Source organism: Opitutaceae bacterium (assembly GCA_015075305.1).
Lineage (GTDB): Bacteria > Verrucomicrobiota > Verrucomicrobiia > Opitutales > Opitutaceae > UBA6669.
The window spans coordinates 100,874-117,579 of sequence record JABTUS010000010.1 but is presented as its reverse complement, the minus strand read 5'-3'; the positions used below and the strand labels follow the sequence as shown (position 1 = coordinate 117,579).

At 62.2% G+C, this 16,706-nt stretch carries 14 protein-coding genes; 11 read left to right on the top strand and 3 right to left on the bottom strand.

Going from position 1 to position 16,706, the window contains the following annotated elements; all coding sequences use genetic code 11:
• Positions 1–26: 26 nt before the first annotated feature.
• The 6 genes from HS122_18030 to HS122_18005 all read left to right on the top strand — a co-directional run bounded on the left by HS122_18030 (position 27) and on the right by HS122_18005 (position 6,869).
• On the top strand, positions 27–1,943 hold the full coding sequence (locus HS122_18030; GenBank protein MBE7540297.1) for an LOG family protein: 1,917 nt from the start codon (positions 27–29) through the stop codon (positions 1,941–1,943).
• Positions 1,944–1,966: 23 nt separating this feature from the next.
• Positions 1,967–3,247: a phosphoribosylamine--glycine ligase gene (gene purD / locus HS122_18025; GenBank protein MBE7540296.1), complete on the top strand. Its 1,281-nt coding sequence runs from the start codon at positions 1,967–1,969 to the stop codon at positions 3,245–3,247.
• The gene (locus HS122_18020; GenBank protein MBE7540295.1) at positions 3,244–3,978 is read left to right on the top strand and encodes a hypothetical protein; all 735 of its coding nucleotides are present in this window, start codon (positions 3,244–3,246) and stop codon (positions 3,976–3,978) included. Before purD ends, HS122_18020 begins: the two co-directional genes overlap by 4 nt.
• An 88-nt stretch (positions 3,979–4,066) precedes the next feature.
• On the top strand, positions 4,067–4,555 hold the full coding sequence (locus HS122_18015) for a low molecular weight protein arginine phosphatase (GenBank protein MBE7540294.1): 489 nt from the start codon (positions 4,067–4,069) through the stop codon (positions 4,553–4,555).
• Between the two features lie 79 nt (positions 4,556–4,634).
• On the top strand, positions 4,635–5,900 hold the full coding sequence (locus tag HS122_18010) for a serine hydroxymethyltransferase (protein ID MBE7540293.1): 1,266 nt from the start codon (positions 4,635–4,637) through the stop codon (positions 5,898–5,900).
• Between the two features lie 45 nt (positions 5,901–5,945).
• Positions 5,946–6,869, top strand: coding sequence for an alpha/beta hydrolase (locus HS122_18005; protein MBE7540292.1), 924 nt, complete (start codon positions 5,946–5,948; stop codon positions 6,867–6,869).
• Between the two features lie 187 nt (positions 6,870–7,056).
• Here the strand turns inward: HS122_18005 and xth are convergent, their stop codons facing one another.
• Complete coding sequence (gene xth / locus HS122_18000) at positions 7,057–7,815, bottom strand: exodeoxyribonuclease III (GenBank protein MBE7540291.1); 759 nt, start codon at positions 7,813–7,815, stop codon at positions 7,057–7,059.
• A 155-nt stretch (positions 7,816–7,970) separates the two neighbouring features.
• On the opposite strand from xth, the gene HS122_17995 reads away from it, so the two are divergent.
• Positions 7,971–10,340 (top strand): PAS domain S-box protein, encoded by a 2,370-nt coding sequence (locus HS122_17995; protein ID MBE7540290.1) that lies wholly within the window; start codon positions 7,971–7,973, stop codon positions 10,338–10,340.
• Positions 10,341–10,367: 27 nt separating this feature from the next.
• Here HS122_17995 and HS122_17990 read toward each other — a convergent pair whose 3' ends face one another.
• Positions 10,368–11,051, bottom strand: coding sequence for a DUF2959 domain-containing protein (locus HS122_17990; protein MBE7540289.1), 684 nt, complete (start codon positions 11,049–11,051; stop codon positions 10,368–10,370).
• A gap of 159 nt (positions 11,052–11,210) precedes the next feature.
• Between HS122_17990 and HS122_17985 the strand changes: the two genes are divergently transcribed.
• From HS122_17985 to raiA, 3 genes are all read left to right on the top strand, one after another.
• The gene (locus tag HS122_17985; GenBank protein ID MBE7540288.1) at positions 11,211–12,788 is read left to right on the top strand and encodes an FAD-dependent oxidoreductase; all 1,578 of its coding nucleotides are present in this window, start codon (positions 11,211–11,213) and stop codon (positions 12,786–12,788) included.
• Positions 12,789–12,828: 40 nt separating this feature from the next.
• Complete coding sequence (locus tag HS122_17980; GenBank protein ID MBE7540287.1) at positions 12,829–14,616, top strand: hypothetical protein; 1,788 nt, start codon at positions 12,829–12,831, stop codon at positions 14,614–14,616.
• A 177-nt stretch (positions 14,617–14,793) separates the two neighbouring features.
• The gene (gene raiA / locus HS122_17975; protein ID MBE7540286.1) at positions 14,794–15,174 is read left to right on the top strand and encodes a ribosome-associated translation inhibitor RaiA; all 381 of its coding nucleotides are present in this window, start codon (positions 14,794–14,796) and stop codon (positions 15,172–15,174) included.
• Positions 15,175–15,456: 282 nt separating this feature from the next.
• Here raiA and HS122_17970 read toward each other — a convergent pair whose 3' ends face one another.
• Entirely contained in the window at positions 15,457–15,645 is a 189-nt protein-coding gene (locus HS122_17970; protein ID MBE7540285.1) for a hypothetical protein, read from the bottom strand.
• A 113-nt stretch (positions 15,646–15,758) separates the two neighbouring features.
• Here HS122_17970 and HS122_17965 point away from each other — a divergent pair, with 113 nt between their 5' ends.
• The gene (locus HS122_17965) at positions 15,759–16,646 is read left to right on the top strand and encodes a LysR family transcriptional regulator (protein MBE7540284.1); all 888 of its coding nucleotides are present in this window, start codon (positions 15,759–15,761) and stop codon (positions 16,644–16,646) included.
• Positions 16,647–16,706: the final 60 nt, after the last annotated feature.

Here is a 16,706-nt window from a genome sequence, read left to right as displayed (position 1 = left end):
CACCGGTTGATTGGTCCGTCTCGACCATGCATCACGACCAATTTTGGACCAGCCAGGACGGACAAATCCTTCTGGTTAAGCCAAAGGACGACGCCGGCGCCATTCTCACCCTCGCCTTCTGGCCAAGAAACCCGGCTGAATTCGAGTTTCTCAAGGCCCACCTCGCCGACGTGCGATTCACCCTGAGAAGCACCCTCGCGCGCATCGGCATCGAAATGCTCATGCGCGGCCCCTTCTGCATCGACGGCAACCGCCTCACCATCGAGGCCGATGCATTCATCTACGACACCAGCTTTCCCAACACCCCTTTCTGGAAAAAGCTGCTCCGGCCCGGGGTCCCCGTCGGGCGCCTCTACTACGCCCCGCCCGCAGCCAAGCTGACCACCGGCGAGATCTGGGCGAGCGTCAAGTCGAACAAGATCAAGCTGCCCAACACCATCAGCATAGACCGCGACGGGCGCGTCTATCTCACGCCCCACCAGGTCACCTACTCGCTCAATCCCAAGCTCCCGCGCGGCAGCTTCGAGCGCCTTGTATCCGGCGAGGCCGGACGGTCCTACCTCGACAAGGTCCAGATCCGCCATGAAGCCTCACCGCTCACCGTCCCCCCCCGCTCGGGCATCCTGACAAGCTGCTCCATGTATCTGAAGGAGCACTACGTCGTGCTCAACCAGGGCGAGGGACACTTCGGCATCCACACCAGCGCCGTGCTCCTGGATCCCCTCAAGACCTTCGGCACGAACGTCATGCTGGAGATCTACAACACCGGCGACCAGCCGGTCGTGAATCCACTCGTCTCCGTCGAGATTTTCCGCGCGCCACCGCCCGCCGACCCTGAAACCAAGGCCATCGCCCGGCGCCGCACCCGGCTGCTCTCGACCGTCACCGACATCTACCAGTGCCTCGACGAAAATCCCCCGAAAAGCACCGCCGAGGCCCGCCCCAAGACCACGATCACCGTGCGCGGTCAGAGCGCCCTGATGGAGAACGCCTGCCTTTTCTTTCAGGCGGGCAGCCCTCCCAGCCTCCGGGGAAAACTCGCCGAGGCGCGACTCGACGCCTGCGGCTACAAGACCATGGTGCAGGCGCTCGACAACGCCCCGCCTGACGCCGACACCCTGCTGATCGATTACTTTCCGAATCTGTTCGAGAACATCGAGCTCCTCACCCGCATCCACGAGCTCAAGCTGCGCCGCATCGTCTTTCGCAAACCGTCGCGCACCCACGGTTTCTTCCTCTCCAGCAACGCGCACAGCCGGCTCGACAGCTTCTACGCCATCGGACTCGACGTGTACTGGTACAACACCGCCATGGGCGACCTGTACATCCACACCTACAAGAAGGACCAGGGGTTCTTCATTCGGGAGGAACTGGTGAAACGCTTCGAGGGCGCAACCATCCTCGCGTTCTACGGAAGCGCCGCCGGACTCGATGTCGAGCAGACGCGCCGGATCTCAACGCTGATCGACACGCTCACCGGCTTCGTTGGACCCAACGTCGGCGTGCTCACGGGAGGAGGTGGTGGAGTGATGCGCCTGGCCACCGACCAGGCCCGAAGCCAGGGCGCGCTCACCGGGGCGTGTTTCCTCGAGCTTGAGGCCCAGCCTCCGGAGCTCGGTGTCGATTTCTTCAACACCTTTCAGGAACACTCCCGCCATTTCCGGCAAAAATGGTTCGAGGTCGCGGATTTCTGCATCTTCAACGTCGGCGGGGTGGGCACGCTCGAGGAGATCGGCATCGAGCTCTGCAATCTGAAACTCGGAATCCGCCAGCGCGTGCCCTACGTTTTCTTCGACTCCACCTTCTTCGCCGACCTCCGCGGCCAGTTGCAGGAAATGGTGCGCACGCAGCGGGCTCCCGCCTGGATGCTGGACTACATCCTGTTCTCCGACGACCCCGAGGAGGTTGTCGCGTTCTACCGCAAGAAACTGCAGGTCCTCTGATCCCGCATTTTCCTCTTTCGCTCATGACCGCTCTTCCCCGCTCAGTCCTCGTTGTTGGCTCCGGCGGCCGCGAACACGCGCTGGTGCGCGCGCTGCTCGCATCTCCCTCCTCCCCCAGGGTGATCGCATCCCCCGGCAACGCCGGCATCGCCTCTGACGTCACCTGCCACCCGGTCTCCGCGGATGACATTGACGGCCTGGTCGAACTCACCCGGAGGGAAAAGGTGGAGTTCGTGGTTGTCGGTCCCGAAGTGCCGCTGGCACTGGGCCTCGTCGACCGCCTGCAGGCACTCGGCATCCCCGCCTACGGCCCCAAGGCAGATGGTGCGCGACTCGAGGCTTCCAAGATCTACACCAAGGAAATCCTCCAGAAATACCGCATCCCGACGGCGCCGGCAGCCTTCTTCCAGAAGGCGGAGGACGCAATCGCCTACATTCGCGCAAGGCCGGCTCCCATCGTCGTCAAGGCCGACGGCCTCGCCGCAGGCAAGGGCGTCGTGGTTGCACAGTCCCACGCGGAAGCCGAGGCGGCCGTGCACACGCTGCTCGCGCTGCATTCGTCGGACGGCGGAAAAATCCTCGTGGAGGACTGCCTCACCGGAGAGGAAACCTCCATGCTCGTGGTCGTTTCAGGCCGCGACTACTTGATGCTGCCGACGTCCCAGGACCACAAGCGCATCGGCGACGGCGACACGGGACCCAACACCGGCGGCATGGGCACGTATTCCCCCGCCGAGGTTGTCACTCCCGCCCTGTGGAACCGCATCGAAACCGAAATCGTGCGTCCGTCCGTTCACGCCATCGCTGCGGAGGGAATCCATTTCTGCGGCACGCTCTTCATCGGCATCATGCTCACTCCCGCCGGGCCCAGTGTGCTGGAGTACAACACGCGTTTCGGCGATCCCGAAACCCAGGTTGTCCTGCCTAGGATCAAGAGCGACGTGCTCGCGCTGCTCTGGGCCGCATCCACCGGATGCCTTCCCGAAATCAAACTGGAAATCCGCCCAGAATCCGCGGTTTGCGTCGTTGTCGCCGCAAAGGGATATCCGAACTCATATGCGAAGGGCGACCTCATCACCCTGCCCGCACGCCCACCGGCGGGCGTCACCTTCTACCACGCTGGAACCAGCCGCCGCGCTGACGGCGCAGTTGTCACCGCCGGGGGACGCGTGCTGGGAGTGACCGCGCTCGGAACATCACTGAAGGCGGCCGCCCACGCTGCCTACCAGGCCTGCGAGACAGTGGAATTTGCCGGCAGGTATTTCCGGCGCGACATCGGCGCCCGCCAGCTTTTGAGAAAATGAGTCACCGACGTTCAAACTGGCTGGCACTCCGCCGCGTCTGCGCTCTCACCGTGCTGCTCGCCGGCAGCCTTCTCGCGGAGCAGTCGTCGGGCGGCCCCGACCCCACGGCAGTCACCACGCTGATCAGCGGCCTCTCCTACCAGCGCATCCAAACACTGCCCCAGGTTGCGCCGGAACTGCCGGTCGGGGCCACAGTCATCGACCTGCGTGGCGCACGCTCTGCCGGTGCCGAAGCCCTTCAGATTGTAGAAGACTGGGTGAAAGCTTCAACGCAGCCTCCCCTTCGGCTCGTATTGATCGATTCCACGACTTCCGCGGATATCGTCCAGATCCTCGACGGGCGACAGCGCTACCTGATCACGCTCGGCGCCGCATCACCAGCGATCAATCCGGACGTCCCGGTATCAACGCCCTTGAGCGAGGATGAAAAGGCACGCGACGCCATCGACGCCGGCAAGGCACCCCAGGAGTTGCTGCCGTCGAAGCTGGAGAAAAAGCGGTACGACGAGGCGGCGATGGTGCGCGACCATGCCAACGGCGTGCCATTGCCGGAATCTCCTCCGGATCTCCTCGATCCTGAGTCCGACGAAGCCGCCGCCCCGACTGCGCACGCGGGCAGCGCTGAGAACACTTCAGCCGCAGCGGCATCCCATCCCCAGGACATGGTGCTGCAGCGGGCGATCCACCTCTTCCAGGCGCTCGTTGCCATGAAGCAGATCCCGGGCACGTGAACCCGCAATCGCCACTCACGCAATTTGCCAAGGCGAGCCCGGGAGAATTGCCTTTCCTTTCAAACAGTTTTCGTTGTCACCGCCTACCATGAATTCTCCCGGCTATGTCATCCTGGTTTGCACGGCCAACATCTGCCGCAGTCCCATGGCGGCCGGCCTGCTTTCGCACGCCCTGGCCGCACAACCGGAACCCCTGCGATCCATCAAGGTGATCTCCGCCGGAGTGAGCTGCCGGCAGGGTGAGCCGGTTTCCCCGCATTCCGTCACGGCCATGAAGAAGGTGGGCATTGATGTTTCCGGACACGAGAGCCAGCCGCTGACCCAGGAGCTTGTGTCGAATGCGCTGGCGATTTTCGGCATGACCGAAACTCACCGCAATGTGGTCCTTCTCCAGTTCTTTCCGAATCCCGACACCGTCTTCCTCTTCCGGGATTTCCTCCCGGAGGGTGCGCATCGTGAAATCGCGGATCCCTTCGGCGGTCCGCTGTCGGAGTACGAGACCAGCCGCGATGAAATGGTCGAGGCCATCCCGTCGGTCGTGGAGTTCCTCAGGGGCCGGGTCGCACGCCTTTCCTAGGTTTTTGATTTCAGTGACCGCCGTTTCCTGCCTTTCTGATTCCGAAGCCGCCGCAGGCGGCGCACCATTTCCCTCCACCATGCTCAACACCCAGCCTCTTGCCACGGTTGATCCTGAAATCCAGGCCGCCATCTCGGCCGAATTCTCGCGCCAGCAAAGCCATCTGGAGCTCATCGCCTCGGAAAACTACACCTACCCCGCGGTGATGGAGGCCCAGGGCAGCGTCCTGACGAACAAGTACGCGGAAGGCTATCCCGGCAAACGCTGGTACGGCGGCTGCGAGCATGTCGACAAGGTGGAGTCTCTCGCAATCGAGCGCGCAAAACGTCTCTTCGGCGCCGAGCACGCCAACGTGCAGCCGCATTCCGGCGCGCAGGCCAACTTCGCCGTCTACACCTCCGTGCTCGCGCCGGGCGACAAGGTGCTCGGCATGAATCTCTCGCACGGCGGACACCTGACGCACGGCAATCCGGCCAATTTCTCCGGAAAACTGTATCAGTTCTTTCAATACGGGGTCCGCGAGGACAACGGACTGATCGACTACGACGAGCTCGCCGCGGTCGCCGCGCGCGAGAAGCCGCGGATGATCACCGTGGGCGCCAGCGCCTATTCGCGCACGATCGACTTCGCCCGCATGGGGGAGATCGCCCGCGACGCCGGCGCGCTGCTCTTCGCCGACATCGCCCACATCGCCGGCCTGATCGCAGGCGGGGTGCACCCGTCGCCCGTCGCCTACGCCGACTTCGTCACGACGACAACCCACAAGACGCTGCGCGGCCCGCGCGGGGGTCTCATCCTCTGCAAGGCCGCCCACGCGAAGGCCATCGACTCCGCCGTGTTTCCCGGCGCCCAGGGCGGGCCGCTCATGCATGTCATCGCCGCCAAGGCCGTTTGTTTCCATGAGTGCCTGAAGCCGGACTTCGCCCGCTACGCCCGGCAGATCGTGAGCAACGCAAAGGCGCTCGCCGGAGCCATGATCTCCAGGGGCTACAAGGTCGTTTCCGGAGGAACCGACAACCACCTCTTTCTCGTCGACCTGCGTCACAATCTCCCGGACCTCACCGCAAAGAAGGCCCAGGAGACGCTCGACCTCGCGCACATCACGCTCAACAAGAACACCGTTCCGTTCGAAACCCGCTCTCCCTTCCAGGGCTCCGGCATACGCATCGGCACGCCCGCCCTGACCACGCGCGGCTTTGTCGAGGCCGACATGCCTCTCGTCGCCGAAGCGATCGACATCGTGCTCAAGGCCGCCGGAACTCCCGGCGAAGCCGCCGCCCTCGACGACGCGCGCAGGAGGGTCGACGCACTCGTCAAACACCACCCGCTTCCCTACGTCCGGTAATCGAGCGGCGCCGGGGGGAGGCCAAACCAATCTGAGAACCACCCGATGAAACCCCCTCCTCTGCTCGTGACCCTCGCATCCCTCGCGCTCGCCGCCGATCCCGCAATCGGCATCCCCGCCGACAACACGGTTGTCCCGCTCTGGCCGGAGGGCGTGCCTCACGTCGGAATCAACCTCAGGGACAAGCCTGCTCAAGCTGGTGCGGCCGAGCCGGACGCCGGCCCTTCGGTCACCTTCCTCAGGCCCGCGGTGGATAGAAGCAATGGCACCGCCATGATCGTCATTCCGGGCGGCGGCTATTCCACCGTGGTCACCGATCGTGAGGGCACCCAGTACGCGCGCTGGCTGGGCTCGCTGGGGATCACGACCTTCGTCCTCAAGTATCGCATCAAGGACTACGGCCATCCGGCTCCCCTGCAGGATGTCGCCCGCGCAATTCGCCTGGTTCGATCACGGGCCGCTGATTTTGGTGTTCGCGCCGACCGCATCGGTGTCATCGGAAGCTCGGCGGGCGGTCACCTCGCCGCCTGCGCCGGCACGCTTTTTGACCATGCCGACGCACGAACCGGCGCGGCAATCGACTCCGTGAGCGCGCGACCCGACTTCATGATTCTGATGTACCCGGTCATCACATTCGTGAGCCCCGCCGCGCACGCCGGATCCCGTGTGTCCCTTCTCGGCAAGGCCCCCGCGCGCTCGCTCCTGGATCTGCTTTCCGTTGAGAAACAGGTGACCGCGAACACGCCGCCAACGATCCTTTTCCACTCCCAGGACGACGCCGTCGTGCCGGTCGAAAACAGCATCCTGTTCCATCAGGCGCTGACCCGCGCCAAGGTGCCGGCGGACATGCATCTCTTCGAGCGCGGCGGCCACGGCTTCGGCATGAAGCGCGGCCTGGGCACCGCCTCCGACTGGCCCTCCCTCGCCGAAGCCTGGCTCCGCGAGCACAGCCTGCTGGACACTCCCTGAAGGGCCGGCACTTGACGATCGGGCGCAGATTCCTGTCGCCCGTCCCCAGGGCACGACGGAGCGTGCCCCTCCAAAATAGAAAAACCCTCCGCTACTTGTCGGCATCCCTCCGCTGTACGGGCATGCATCCCCCTCCGCTGGAGGGGCATGCTTTGTCATGCCCAGGGGACGCGCCTGGGTCTGACGGCTAGGCGAGTTCCAGACCGACCGGACAGTGGTCGCTTCCCATCACTTCGGGGCTTATCCAGGCACGCTTGAGCGCGGGCCTCAACTTTTCCGAAGCCACGAAATAATCGACACGCCACCCGATGTTCCGGGCGCGGCAGTTCATCATCTGGCTCCACCAGGTGTAGTGCCCGGGGTCCGGTGAGAACGCCCGAAAGGTGTCGACGAATCCCCTCGACAGCAGATTTCCGAAATTCGTGCGCTCCTCGTCGGTGAACCCGGCGTTGCGCCGGTTCGTCTTCGGATTCGCCAGATCGATCTCCGCATGGGCCACATTGAGATCGCCGCAGAAAACCACGGGCTTCTTCCTTTCAAGCCGCGTGATGTAGGCGAGAAACGCCGGATCCCACTCCTTCACGCGGTAGTCGAGGCGGGTGAGGCCTCTCTGTGAATTTGGCGCGTAAACCGTCACGAGAAAAAAATCCGGAAACTCGGCGGCGATGACGCGCCCTTCAGCATCGTGATCGGCAAAACCCATGTCGACCGTGACCGACTTCGGCTTCACCCGGCTGAAGATGGCCGTGCCCGCGTAGCCGCGCTTCACGGCGCTGTTCCACGTCACCTGGTAGCCGCCGGGCCATTCGACGTGCTGGACATCACCGGGGTGGGACTTTGTCTCCTGCAGGCAGATCACGTCCGCGTCGCTGGCGGCCATGAAATCGAGAAACCCCTTCCTTATGCAGGCGCGGATGCCATTGACGTTCCACGAAATCAGCTTCATCTCCCGCACAAGTTCATCGAGCGGCCCCGGGTTGCAAGCATGCACCGTGGCGAAAGTCTGGCGCCGCATCCGGAGACAGTCCTGTTCTGCGCAGGCGCTTTTGGGGATTTACGCCTGTGTCGCAGCCTTTATGTTTCCGCGTTCCGGAACAGACCATGTCCTCCCCCATTTCGCCACTTCCCTCCGATCTTCTCTCCACGTGGCTGCCCCGGGTCATGGATGTTCACGGAATCGTGGCGGTTACCGATGCAGAGGGCGTGATTCTCTACGCCAACGAGGCGTTCACGGAAATCTCCGGCTACTCCAATCAGGAACTTGTAGGAAAAACCCATTCGCTGATCAAGTCCGGGGCGCATTCCGCGAAATTTTACAAGGACCTGTGGACCCAGATCCGATCCGGCAAACCCTGGCACGGGACCTTCTGCAACCGCACCAAGGACGGCCGTTTCTACTGGGTCGAAAGCACCATCCATCCTGTTCCAGGCCCCGATGGCGCACCCAGGTTCTTTCTCGCAATCCTCACGGACGTCACGGCGCTGAAAGCGGCTGAGGCGGCCGCAACCGATCTCTCTGGAAAGCTGGACGTGCAGAAGGGCGAACTGAAGGAATCCCGCGACGAACTCAGCCTGTTCTTCAAGCATGCACCGATCGGAATCAGCTGGCGTGAAATGGATGCGCAGGGCCGTCCCGGACTGAATCATGTCAACCGCAGGTTTCTCGAACTCTGCGGCCTGAGTGAGGAGGATGCGCTCGACATCGACAATATCCAGCGCGTCACCCACCCCGATGATTGGAAGCGCCAGGAGGATCTCACGTCGCAGATCTACACCGGGCTGCGCGACCGCTTCAGCATGGAGAAGCGGTACATTCACCGTGACGGACGGGTGATGTGGAGCAACCTGACCGTCGTCGTGCTGCGAAACGCCGAGGGCGCCGTGACCCATCACTTCGCCATGCTGGAGGACATCACCGCCCGCCGCGCCGCCGAGGAGGAGCTGCGGCGCAGCGAGCTGCGCTGGCGCACCTACCTGAGCATCGCAAGCGAGATCCTCTATGCACTGACGCCCGAATTCACCTACAAGTTCGTGTCACCCGCATGGACATCAAAACTGGGGCACCCTGCGGACAGCGTCATCGGGCGTTCGTTCTTCGAATTCGTCCATCCCGACGATGCACGCCTCTGCCGTATCTTCATCGAAGGCATCCTTGCGGGACGGCCCAACAGCGGCTCGGTCGAATATCGCATGCAGCACCAGGATGGTCGCTGGATCTGGCATGCATCGTCCGGTTCGGCCTACAGCGATCGCGATGGCAGAACCGCGTTCTTCGGTGTCGGGCGCGACATCAGCCTTCGCCGCTCGGCACAGGACGATCTCAGGGCCGCGCTGGCCCGTCGTGAGGAAATGGAGCGCATTGTCGACCGCTCGCCGTCCGTCGTTGTGCTCTGGCGCGCGGAACAAGGCAACTGGCCCGTCGAGTTTGTTTCCCAAAGCATCCGTCAGTTCGGCTTCACGCCCGAGGACCTTGTCACACAGCGCATCCGCTTCATCGATCTCACGCACCCGGATGACCGGGAGCGCGTCTCCGAGGAGGTTGCGACCCACGAAGCGGCCAACCATGGCGAGTACAACCAGGAGTACCGCATTGTCTGCAGGGACGGATCCGTGCGCTGGGTGGACGACCACACCGTGGTCCGTCACGATGCCTTTGGAAATGTCACCCATCACGAGGGGCTGATCACCGACATCACGGCCCGCAAGCTCGCGGAGGAGGCCGAGCGGGCCAACCGTGAGCGGGACCTTCGCGTGGCGCATGAAGTCCAGCAGCACCTGCTCCCCCAGGAGTTTCCCGAGATCGCCGAGGTCGATGTCGCCGCCCACTGCGAGTTGTCGCTCACGATCGGAGGCGACTACTACGATGTCATCCCGGTGGCGCCTCGAAAGTGGGGGTTCACGATCGCGGATGTTTCGGGCAAGGGAACAGCGGCCGCATTGATGATGGCGTCCTGCCGCGCGACGCTGCGCCTCTTTGCGCCAGGCGAGCCCGATCCGGCGATTGTTCTCAAGAAGGTCAATGCATCCGTCCAGCCGGACATGCCGGCGGGAATGTACATCAGCCTTTTCTACGGCGTGCTCGATCTGGACGCGGGGATGCTGCGCTACTGCAGGGCCGGACATGAACCTCCCCTAATCGTGCGCTCGGGCGGCGATCCCATCGAGCTCCTTGAAGCCGGCGGCCTCGCGCTGGGCCTGTGCCCGGCCGCGATATTCGACGAAACGCTCGACACGGCGGAGGTCGCGCTGCGACCGGGCGACCTGCTCGCGCTCTACACCGACGGCGTCAACGAGGCGTGCAATGCGAACGGACAGGAGTTTGGGCGGGAGCGCTTGAGTGCGACGCTTGCCCGCGATGCCGGACGACCGCTTGCGGAAATGATCGCAAAATTGAACCGCTATCTCCGCCAGTTCACGACGCTTTCAACCCGCACCGACGACCGCACACTGCTGCTCGCGAGAATGCGCTGACGCCGGGGACTGACCCCTCAGGGGCGGTCAGCCGGCCGGCTTCAGCGTCTGGATGAATTCGTCGGCCTCTCGAATCGAATTCTCCATGTCGGCAATCAGCTTTCCAATATCCTCCTGGAGCGTCTGCGACGTCGTGTCGAGCGAGCGCACGGCCTGGGCGTTCAGGTTGTGCTTGAGAAAAAGCACCTGGTCGCGAAATGCGTTCAGGACGGGCTCCATGCGGGCGGCAGCACGCTCCATCACGATCATGAGATCCCGGTAGTTGCGCTGAGTCTTCTCCAACTGCGCGGCACTGCGGTTCCTGAGTTCCGCGCTGGAGTACTGCTTGAGTTCGTCATTCCACTCGTCGAACAGGGCCTCGGCGACATCCCTCACGCCGTTCAGCCGGTGGCGCACGTCGGCGGCGCGCGCCTCATTGCGCTTGAGCTCCGCGTTGAGCAGGTCGTACCGCTCCTTGATCTCGCCGGGTTCGACCTTCGTGATCGCCAGAAGCTTTTCGAGTGCGCTCGCGAACTGCTCCTTCGCCGCCTCCTGGGAGGAGCGCGCGCTGGCGACGCGATCGACCAGAACCTCCCGCTTCGGAATGCCCATTTTCTCGAGCGCGCCGAAATAGGCGGCCTGGCATCCCGCGAACAGGAGCAGTCCGGAGGCCACGGCGAAAGCGGCGGCAAAGGGAGTGAACGGAGGGGGTCGGCGGGATGATCTGGGCATGGAGGGATTGCGGGCGATGGACAGATGAATGGCGGAAAGGTTCAGCAATAGGCGATGGCGCAAGCGCCGTCAATGCGACTGCCGGATCCCGCATCGGGAAGCAGGAAGCATTTAGGGTTTCAAACCTTGGAGGCTCCTGCGATGATCGGAAACCAGCCAATGAAATACGAAGTGGTCATCGCCGGTGGAGGCTTCGCCGCCGCCTATTGCGCACGTGTACTGGGAAAGTTGCTGGGACGGGAGGAGGGCCGCCTCCGCATCGCCATGATCTCGGAACGAAACGTCTTCACGTTTCAGCCGATGCTGGCCGAGGTGGTCGGCTCCTCACTGGTGGCCCACGACGTCGTCAACCCGCTCCGGCACTTCTGCCGGCGCGTGACCGTGCTGCAGGGAAGGATCCATGCGATCGACTGGTCCCGCCGGGAACTGACCCTGGACGGCGGCAGATTCACGCGAAACCAACCCGTTCAATTCGAGCACTTGGTCCTGGCTCTGGGTGCCGTGACCGATCTGTCAAAAGTGCCCGGTCTCAAGGAGTATGGCTGGCCCATGCGCACAGTGGCGGATGCCCTGCGACTTAGGTCGGCGATCATCAACCGTTTGGAGGAGGCCAATCTCATTGAGGATCCCGTTGTGCGCGAGCGCCTGCTCACATTCGTCGTGGTGGGCGGCGGTTACACCGGTGTTGAAACGGCCGGACAGATCAACGCGCTCGTCACCGAATGTTCCCACCTGTATTTCAACCTGAGATCCTCTCACCCGCGGGTTATCCTGGTTCACAGCCAGAGTCACCTTCTGGCGGAGATCGGGCCGGAACTTGGAGCCTATGCCCGAAGGGTCCTCGAACGAAACAAGGTGGAGGTGCGGCTGAACACGCGCGTGATTGAGGTCACCGCCACCAAGGCGATTCTCGACAATGGCTCGACCATAGATGCAGCCACGCTCGTGTCGACGGTCGGGAGCGCACCCAACCCGCTGATCCTGGACATTTGCAGGCAGATTGGCGCGACCGCGACAAAGGGTCGTATCGACACGGAACCCACCATGCGCGTGCCCGGGCAGACTCATCTGTGGGCTGCGGGCGACTGCGCCGCCGTGCCGTGGAATGACCGGGGCACGATCAAGGTGTCGCCCCCCACTTCGCAATTCGCGCTCCGTCATGGGCAGCAACTGGGTGGGAATCTGGCGCGTGCGCTAAAAAATCAGCACCTCAAGCCCTTCGCCTACAGGTATCTTGGACAACTGGCGACGATTGGCTCGCGCGAGGCGGTTGCGGAAATCCTGGGTTTTCATTTTCGCGGCTTCATCGCGTGGTGGATGTGGCGGACCATCTACCTCGAAAAGCTGCCGGGGCTTGCACGCAAGCTGCGCGTGATCGTCGACTGGACGATGGAACTGGTTTTCAGCCGGGACATCAGCCTTGTCGTACCGCCGAGCGACGACGTGCTGCGAGCCATTCACCTTGAAAAAGATGAAGCCCTCGTGAGCAAAGGCGACCCGCTCCGCGCCTTCTACTTTGTGCGCCGGGGAAGCATCGAGATCACCACCTCCGACGGTGCGGTGCATGTCCTTGGTGCCGGTTCGATCATCGATCAAAACTTCCTCGGCGATCTGGACCGCTGGCCCATCGATGCGACGGCCACCGAAAGCGCCGACGTCATTGTATTCCGCGGCCAGGCTTTGGACCTTTTCAGAAGGGAGCTCCGGCTCGCGCCCAGGCTTTCAGAAAAAAAGTGAAGCCCTCCTCATGCCTTTCCTCCCCACGGCCTCATCAATCATGACTCACCGAATATTCCGGATGTTCCTCGGGGCGTGCGGCCTGAGCGCGATGAGCCTCGGTCTTTGGGCCCAAGCCTCAGTCCCCGGATCCACCGCCGCCGCCGGAGGACAGGATTCCGCGATCGAACTGCCGACATTTACAGTTCAGGATTCGCCCATCCTCCCCGAGCCTGAAGCCTGGCGTTACGCCCGCATTGAGGGCTTCGAAGTTCTTTCAAACAGCTCGAACCGATCGACCCAACGGCTCGTCGAGGATTTCCAGCGGTTTCATCAGGCGCTGGTCCTCGCCTGGCCGGCGGCGGACATCGCCTCGGCTGTTCCCACCTCGCTGATACTCGTGGGCAGGGGCAACAAGTTCGATCCCTTCATCCCGCGCATTGAACTGAGTCCAGACACGGGTTCGATCAGCCTGAACCTGCGCGATGGAGAGATGTCCGCGATCGTCATCGATCTGCAGACCACCACCTTGAATCTCGTCACCCCGGAGAGTCTGGACGCCATGGCCGCGCAATCCGCCGCGTCCGATCCTGGGTCCGAAGGCGCAGACGCCACGATCTTCCGCGGCATGCCGAATTTCGTGGTCGATCATTACCGGCAGCTTTATCGCGAATACATCCGCTTTGTCCTGGCGCAGTCACAGCCCCGGCTGCCTGCGTGGATGGAGGAAGGGCTGTCGCAGATTTTCATGCGAATGGAGTTTTCCCCCACCCGCATCGTCATCGGCAAAGTCGAAGATCCCAACGAAGTATCGATCGACGGCTCCATCGAGGATCGCGATTTCAACCGGGCTCTCCACCGCCGTGCGCTGATGCCGCTGCAGGAGATGTTCAGCGTCGACCGGGACTCGCCGACCGCGCGCAGGCCGCTCGGGAGCCTCTGGGCCAAGCAGTCCTATGCGTTCGTCCACCTGTGCCTCTACGGCAACCAGGGAAAATATCAGAAGGGACTGCTCACGTTTCTTTCACGGCTTGGCGGCCGCCCGCCCTCCGAGGATCTGTTCAAGGAATGCTTTGGCATGACCTACAAGCAGATGCTCCTGCAGATCCGTGGCTACGTTGACTTCACCGCCTACAAGGCGGTGGTGTTCCAGGCAAAAAAGGGGACAAAGCTGGAGCCTCCACCGAAGCCGGTGTTTCGCGATGCCACCGATGCGGAGGTCGGCCGCATCAAGGGCGAGGCGCTTCGCATGGCGGGCAACAAGGCTGCGGCGCGGATGGCGTTGATCGCGCCCTACATCCGCGGATCGCGGGACCCTCAACTGCTCGCCTCGCTGGGCATGTTTGAATACTCCGAAGGCGAAACGGCGCGCGCACGAAAGTTCCTCGAAGCCGCCGCCAGGGAGAAGGTGAACCGCCCCCGCGCCTATCTTGAACTGGCCCAACTGCGTTACAATGAGGCCATGAAACACCCGTTGGGCGCCCGCCAGCGGCTGAGCACGACCCAGGTCAGTGATATTCTCGAACCCCTCTTCGTCGCCCGCGGGCAACCCCCTGCTCTGCCGGAAGTGTACGAAATGATAGCCACAGTCTGGGCAGAATCGGATACGCCACCCACCGCGGCGAATCTCGCCGTGGTGGATGAAGGCGTGCGCCACTTCCTGAAACGCCCGGACTGGATCTACCAGGCTGCCCTCTTGAAGCAGCAGTACGGCTATCTCGAAGACGCCGCAGTGCTTGCCGGAATCGGCCTGCGCGTGACGACCGACCCCGCAAAGCGTCAGCGGTTTCAAACACTCCAAGCCGCCCTGCCCCCGGTGTCGCCACCGGCTTCTGCAAATTCCCGATAGCCGGGCAACGCGCATTTTCTCCCCATTCGCGGGCCAGCGCCGGAGCGTCGCACGGAAAATCCGGCACCCCACGAAGCGATCGTCGCAACAGCTTCAAAGGACGAAACTTTCTCATGCCACGTCATCCGAGGTTGCCCTAGGGGAGATGATGATCGTAAGGTGGAGTCGCCCAAAATCATGAAGTCTGATCATGCGCTTAATCTCGACGGAAAGTTAATCATTCGCGGCATTCACCTCGAACTGACCGAGGCCATGAAGTCGACGATCACCACCAAGGCTGAACGGCTCCTTCGCCATGAACCGCGCATCGTGCGCGTCCGCATCGACGTGGCGCCTCACCGGGCCGATGGCCACACGCGCTTCGAGGCAAAAGGCCACATCGAGATCGGCGGCACTGATCGCCACGTGTCGGCTGACAGCGACGACGCCTACAATGCGATCGACCAGCTCATCGACAAACTGGACCGCCAGTTGCGCAAGCGGAGCACCGACCTGACCAGCCGCCGGTCAACCGACGACATACGCCGACACGAGGCCGCTTCCGACGCGGTGGAGTAAGGCCCATTGGCAGCGAATGCGCTGCCAATCCCCTTATTTTTTTCAGAAAACGGATCTGCCTTTGGGAGAGATCTTCTGAAAAATAGGTGTCGCCAGCTTTGAGAGCCTCGATGCCCTTGCGGGTCATTCCACATGCCGGACCCGGCGCGACCCGTGGGTGACAAGCGTTGTGTTTCATGGAGATTTTCAATCGAACCGGCGTGTCTGAGGTCGCCAAAATAAAGAGGCCCGGATTGCTCCGGGCCTCAAATTGAGATAACCAACAAAGACGATCTTCGTGGTTTACTTGTGATGTATCCCGCGTGTCATCAGGCCATAATCACCGATCGCAAATGCGAGAGCGGCGCCGGCGCTGATGAAACCGAAGATCGTGGTTACGTTTGCCGGATCGATTCTCATCGAGCCTGCCGACACAAGCAATGTGCCGAAAAGGAGCCCAACGAGTCCGACGGTAAGACGTGTAGGTTTCATGGTTAGTTTTCTGATTAGCATTAAGGTACCCGTTGCCAGGTACGCCCCAATAATACGCGCATCTCGGTAGTTGTTGAAATTATTGTTTTCTATCCTAATGATAGGATATTCCTATGGAACTTCATCAACTGCGTTATCTGCTAGCTGTAGCCGAGACGGGAAACTTTACCCGGGCAGCGGAGCGTGCGCATGTTACACAGCCCTCACTAAGCCAACAGATCATCAACTTGGAAAAGGAGTTAGGTCACAAACTTTTCCATCGTCTTGGGCGAAAAGCGGTGCCGACTGAGGCAGGGATCGCATTTCTGGCTCGCGCCAAACGGGTGCTTCTTGAACTCGACGACGCCACACGGGAACTCAGCGACACACCAGATCTCGAGCGACACATTTTTGTTGGAGGCATCCCTACAGTCGTTCCGTACCTGTTTCCGCAATTAATTGACGAGTGCCGCCAAAAATTTCCTCACCTCGTCATCCACACACGCGAAAACTTTCGCAATCAACTGGTGAGATCCGTTCTTGAGGGTGAGCTTGATCTGGCACTCGTTTCGCAGCCGGTGAAAGATTCGCGGCTTTCGATTGAACCAGTTTTCACCGAACCCCTGCTGCTGGTCATCGGGCGGGACCATCCGCTGGCATCACAGGCAACCGTGACTGCGAAGGACCTCGCGGATCAGACTTTCGTCCTTCTGGGAGAATCGAGCAGCGTGGCCATGCAAATTCAGCGCTTTTGTGGCGACCACGACTTTGAACCCAGGATCGGGCATCGCTGCGCACAGATCTCAACGGTGAAAACGCTTGTTGCGACCGGTCTGGGCATCTCGATCCTGCCTAAAGTGTGCCGCTCAAGGGAAGATAATGCCGCGCTCGTCTACAAGCGCCTGAGCGGTCGCGAGCCCGAGCGTGAAGTGGCCCTGATCCGGCACCTCCAGCGCTATCAAAGCCGCGGCGCGGAACAGTTTCTCGGAGTGCTGAAGGAATCTCTTCTGAAACAAGCTTGAACAGTCCAGCACCCGAAGCGCCGGCGAATCACCTTGGCTTTCCCGTTGCCCAAATCCTCA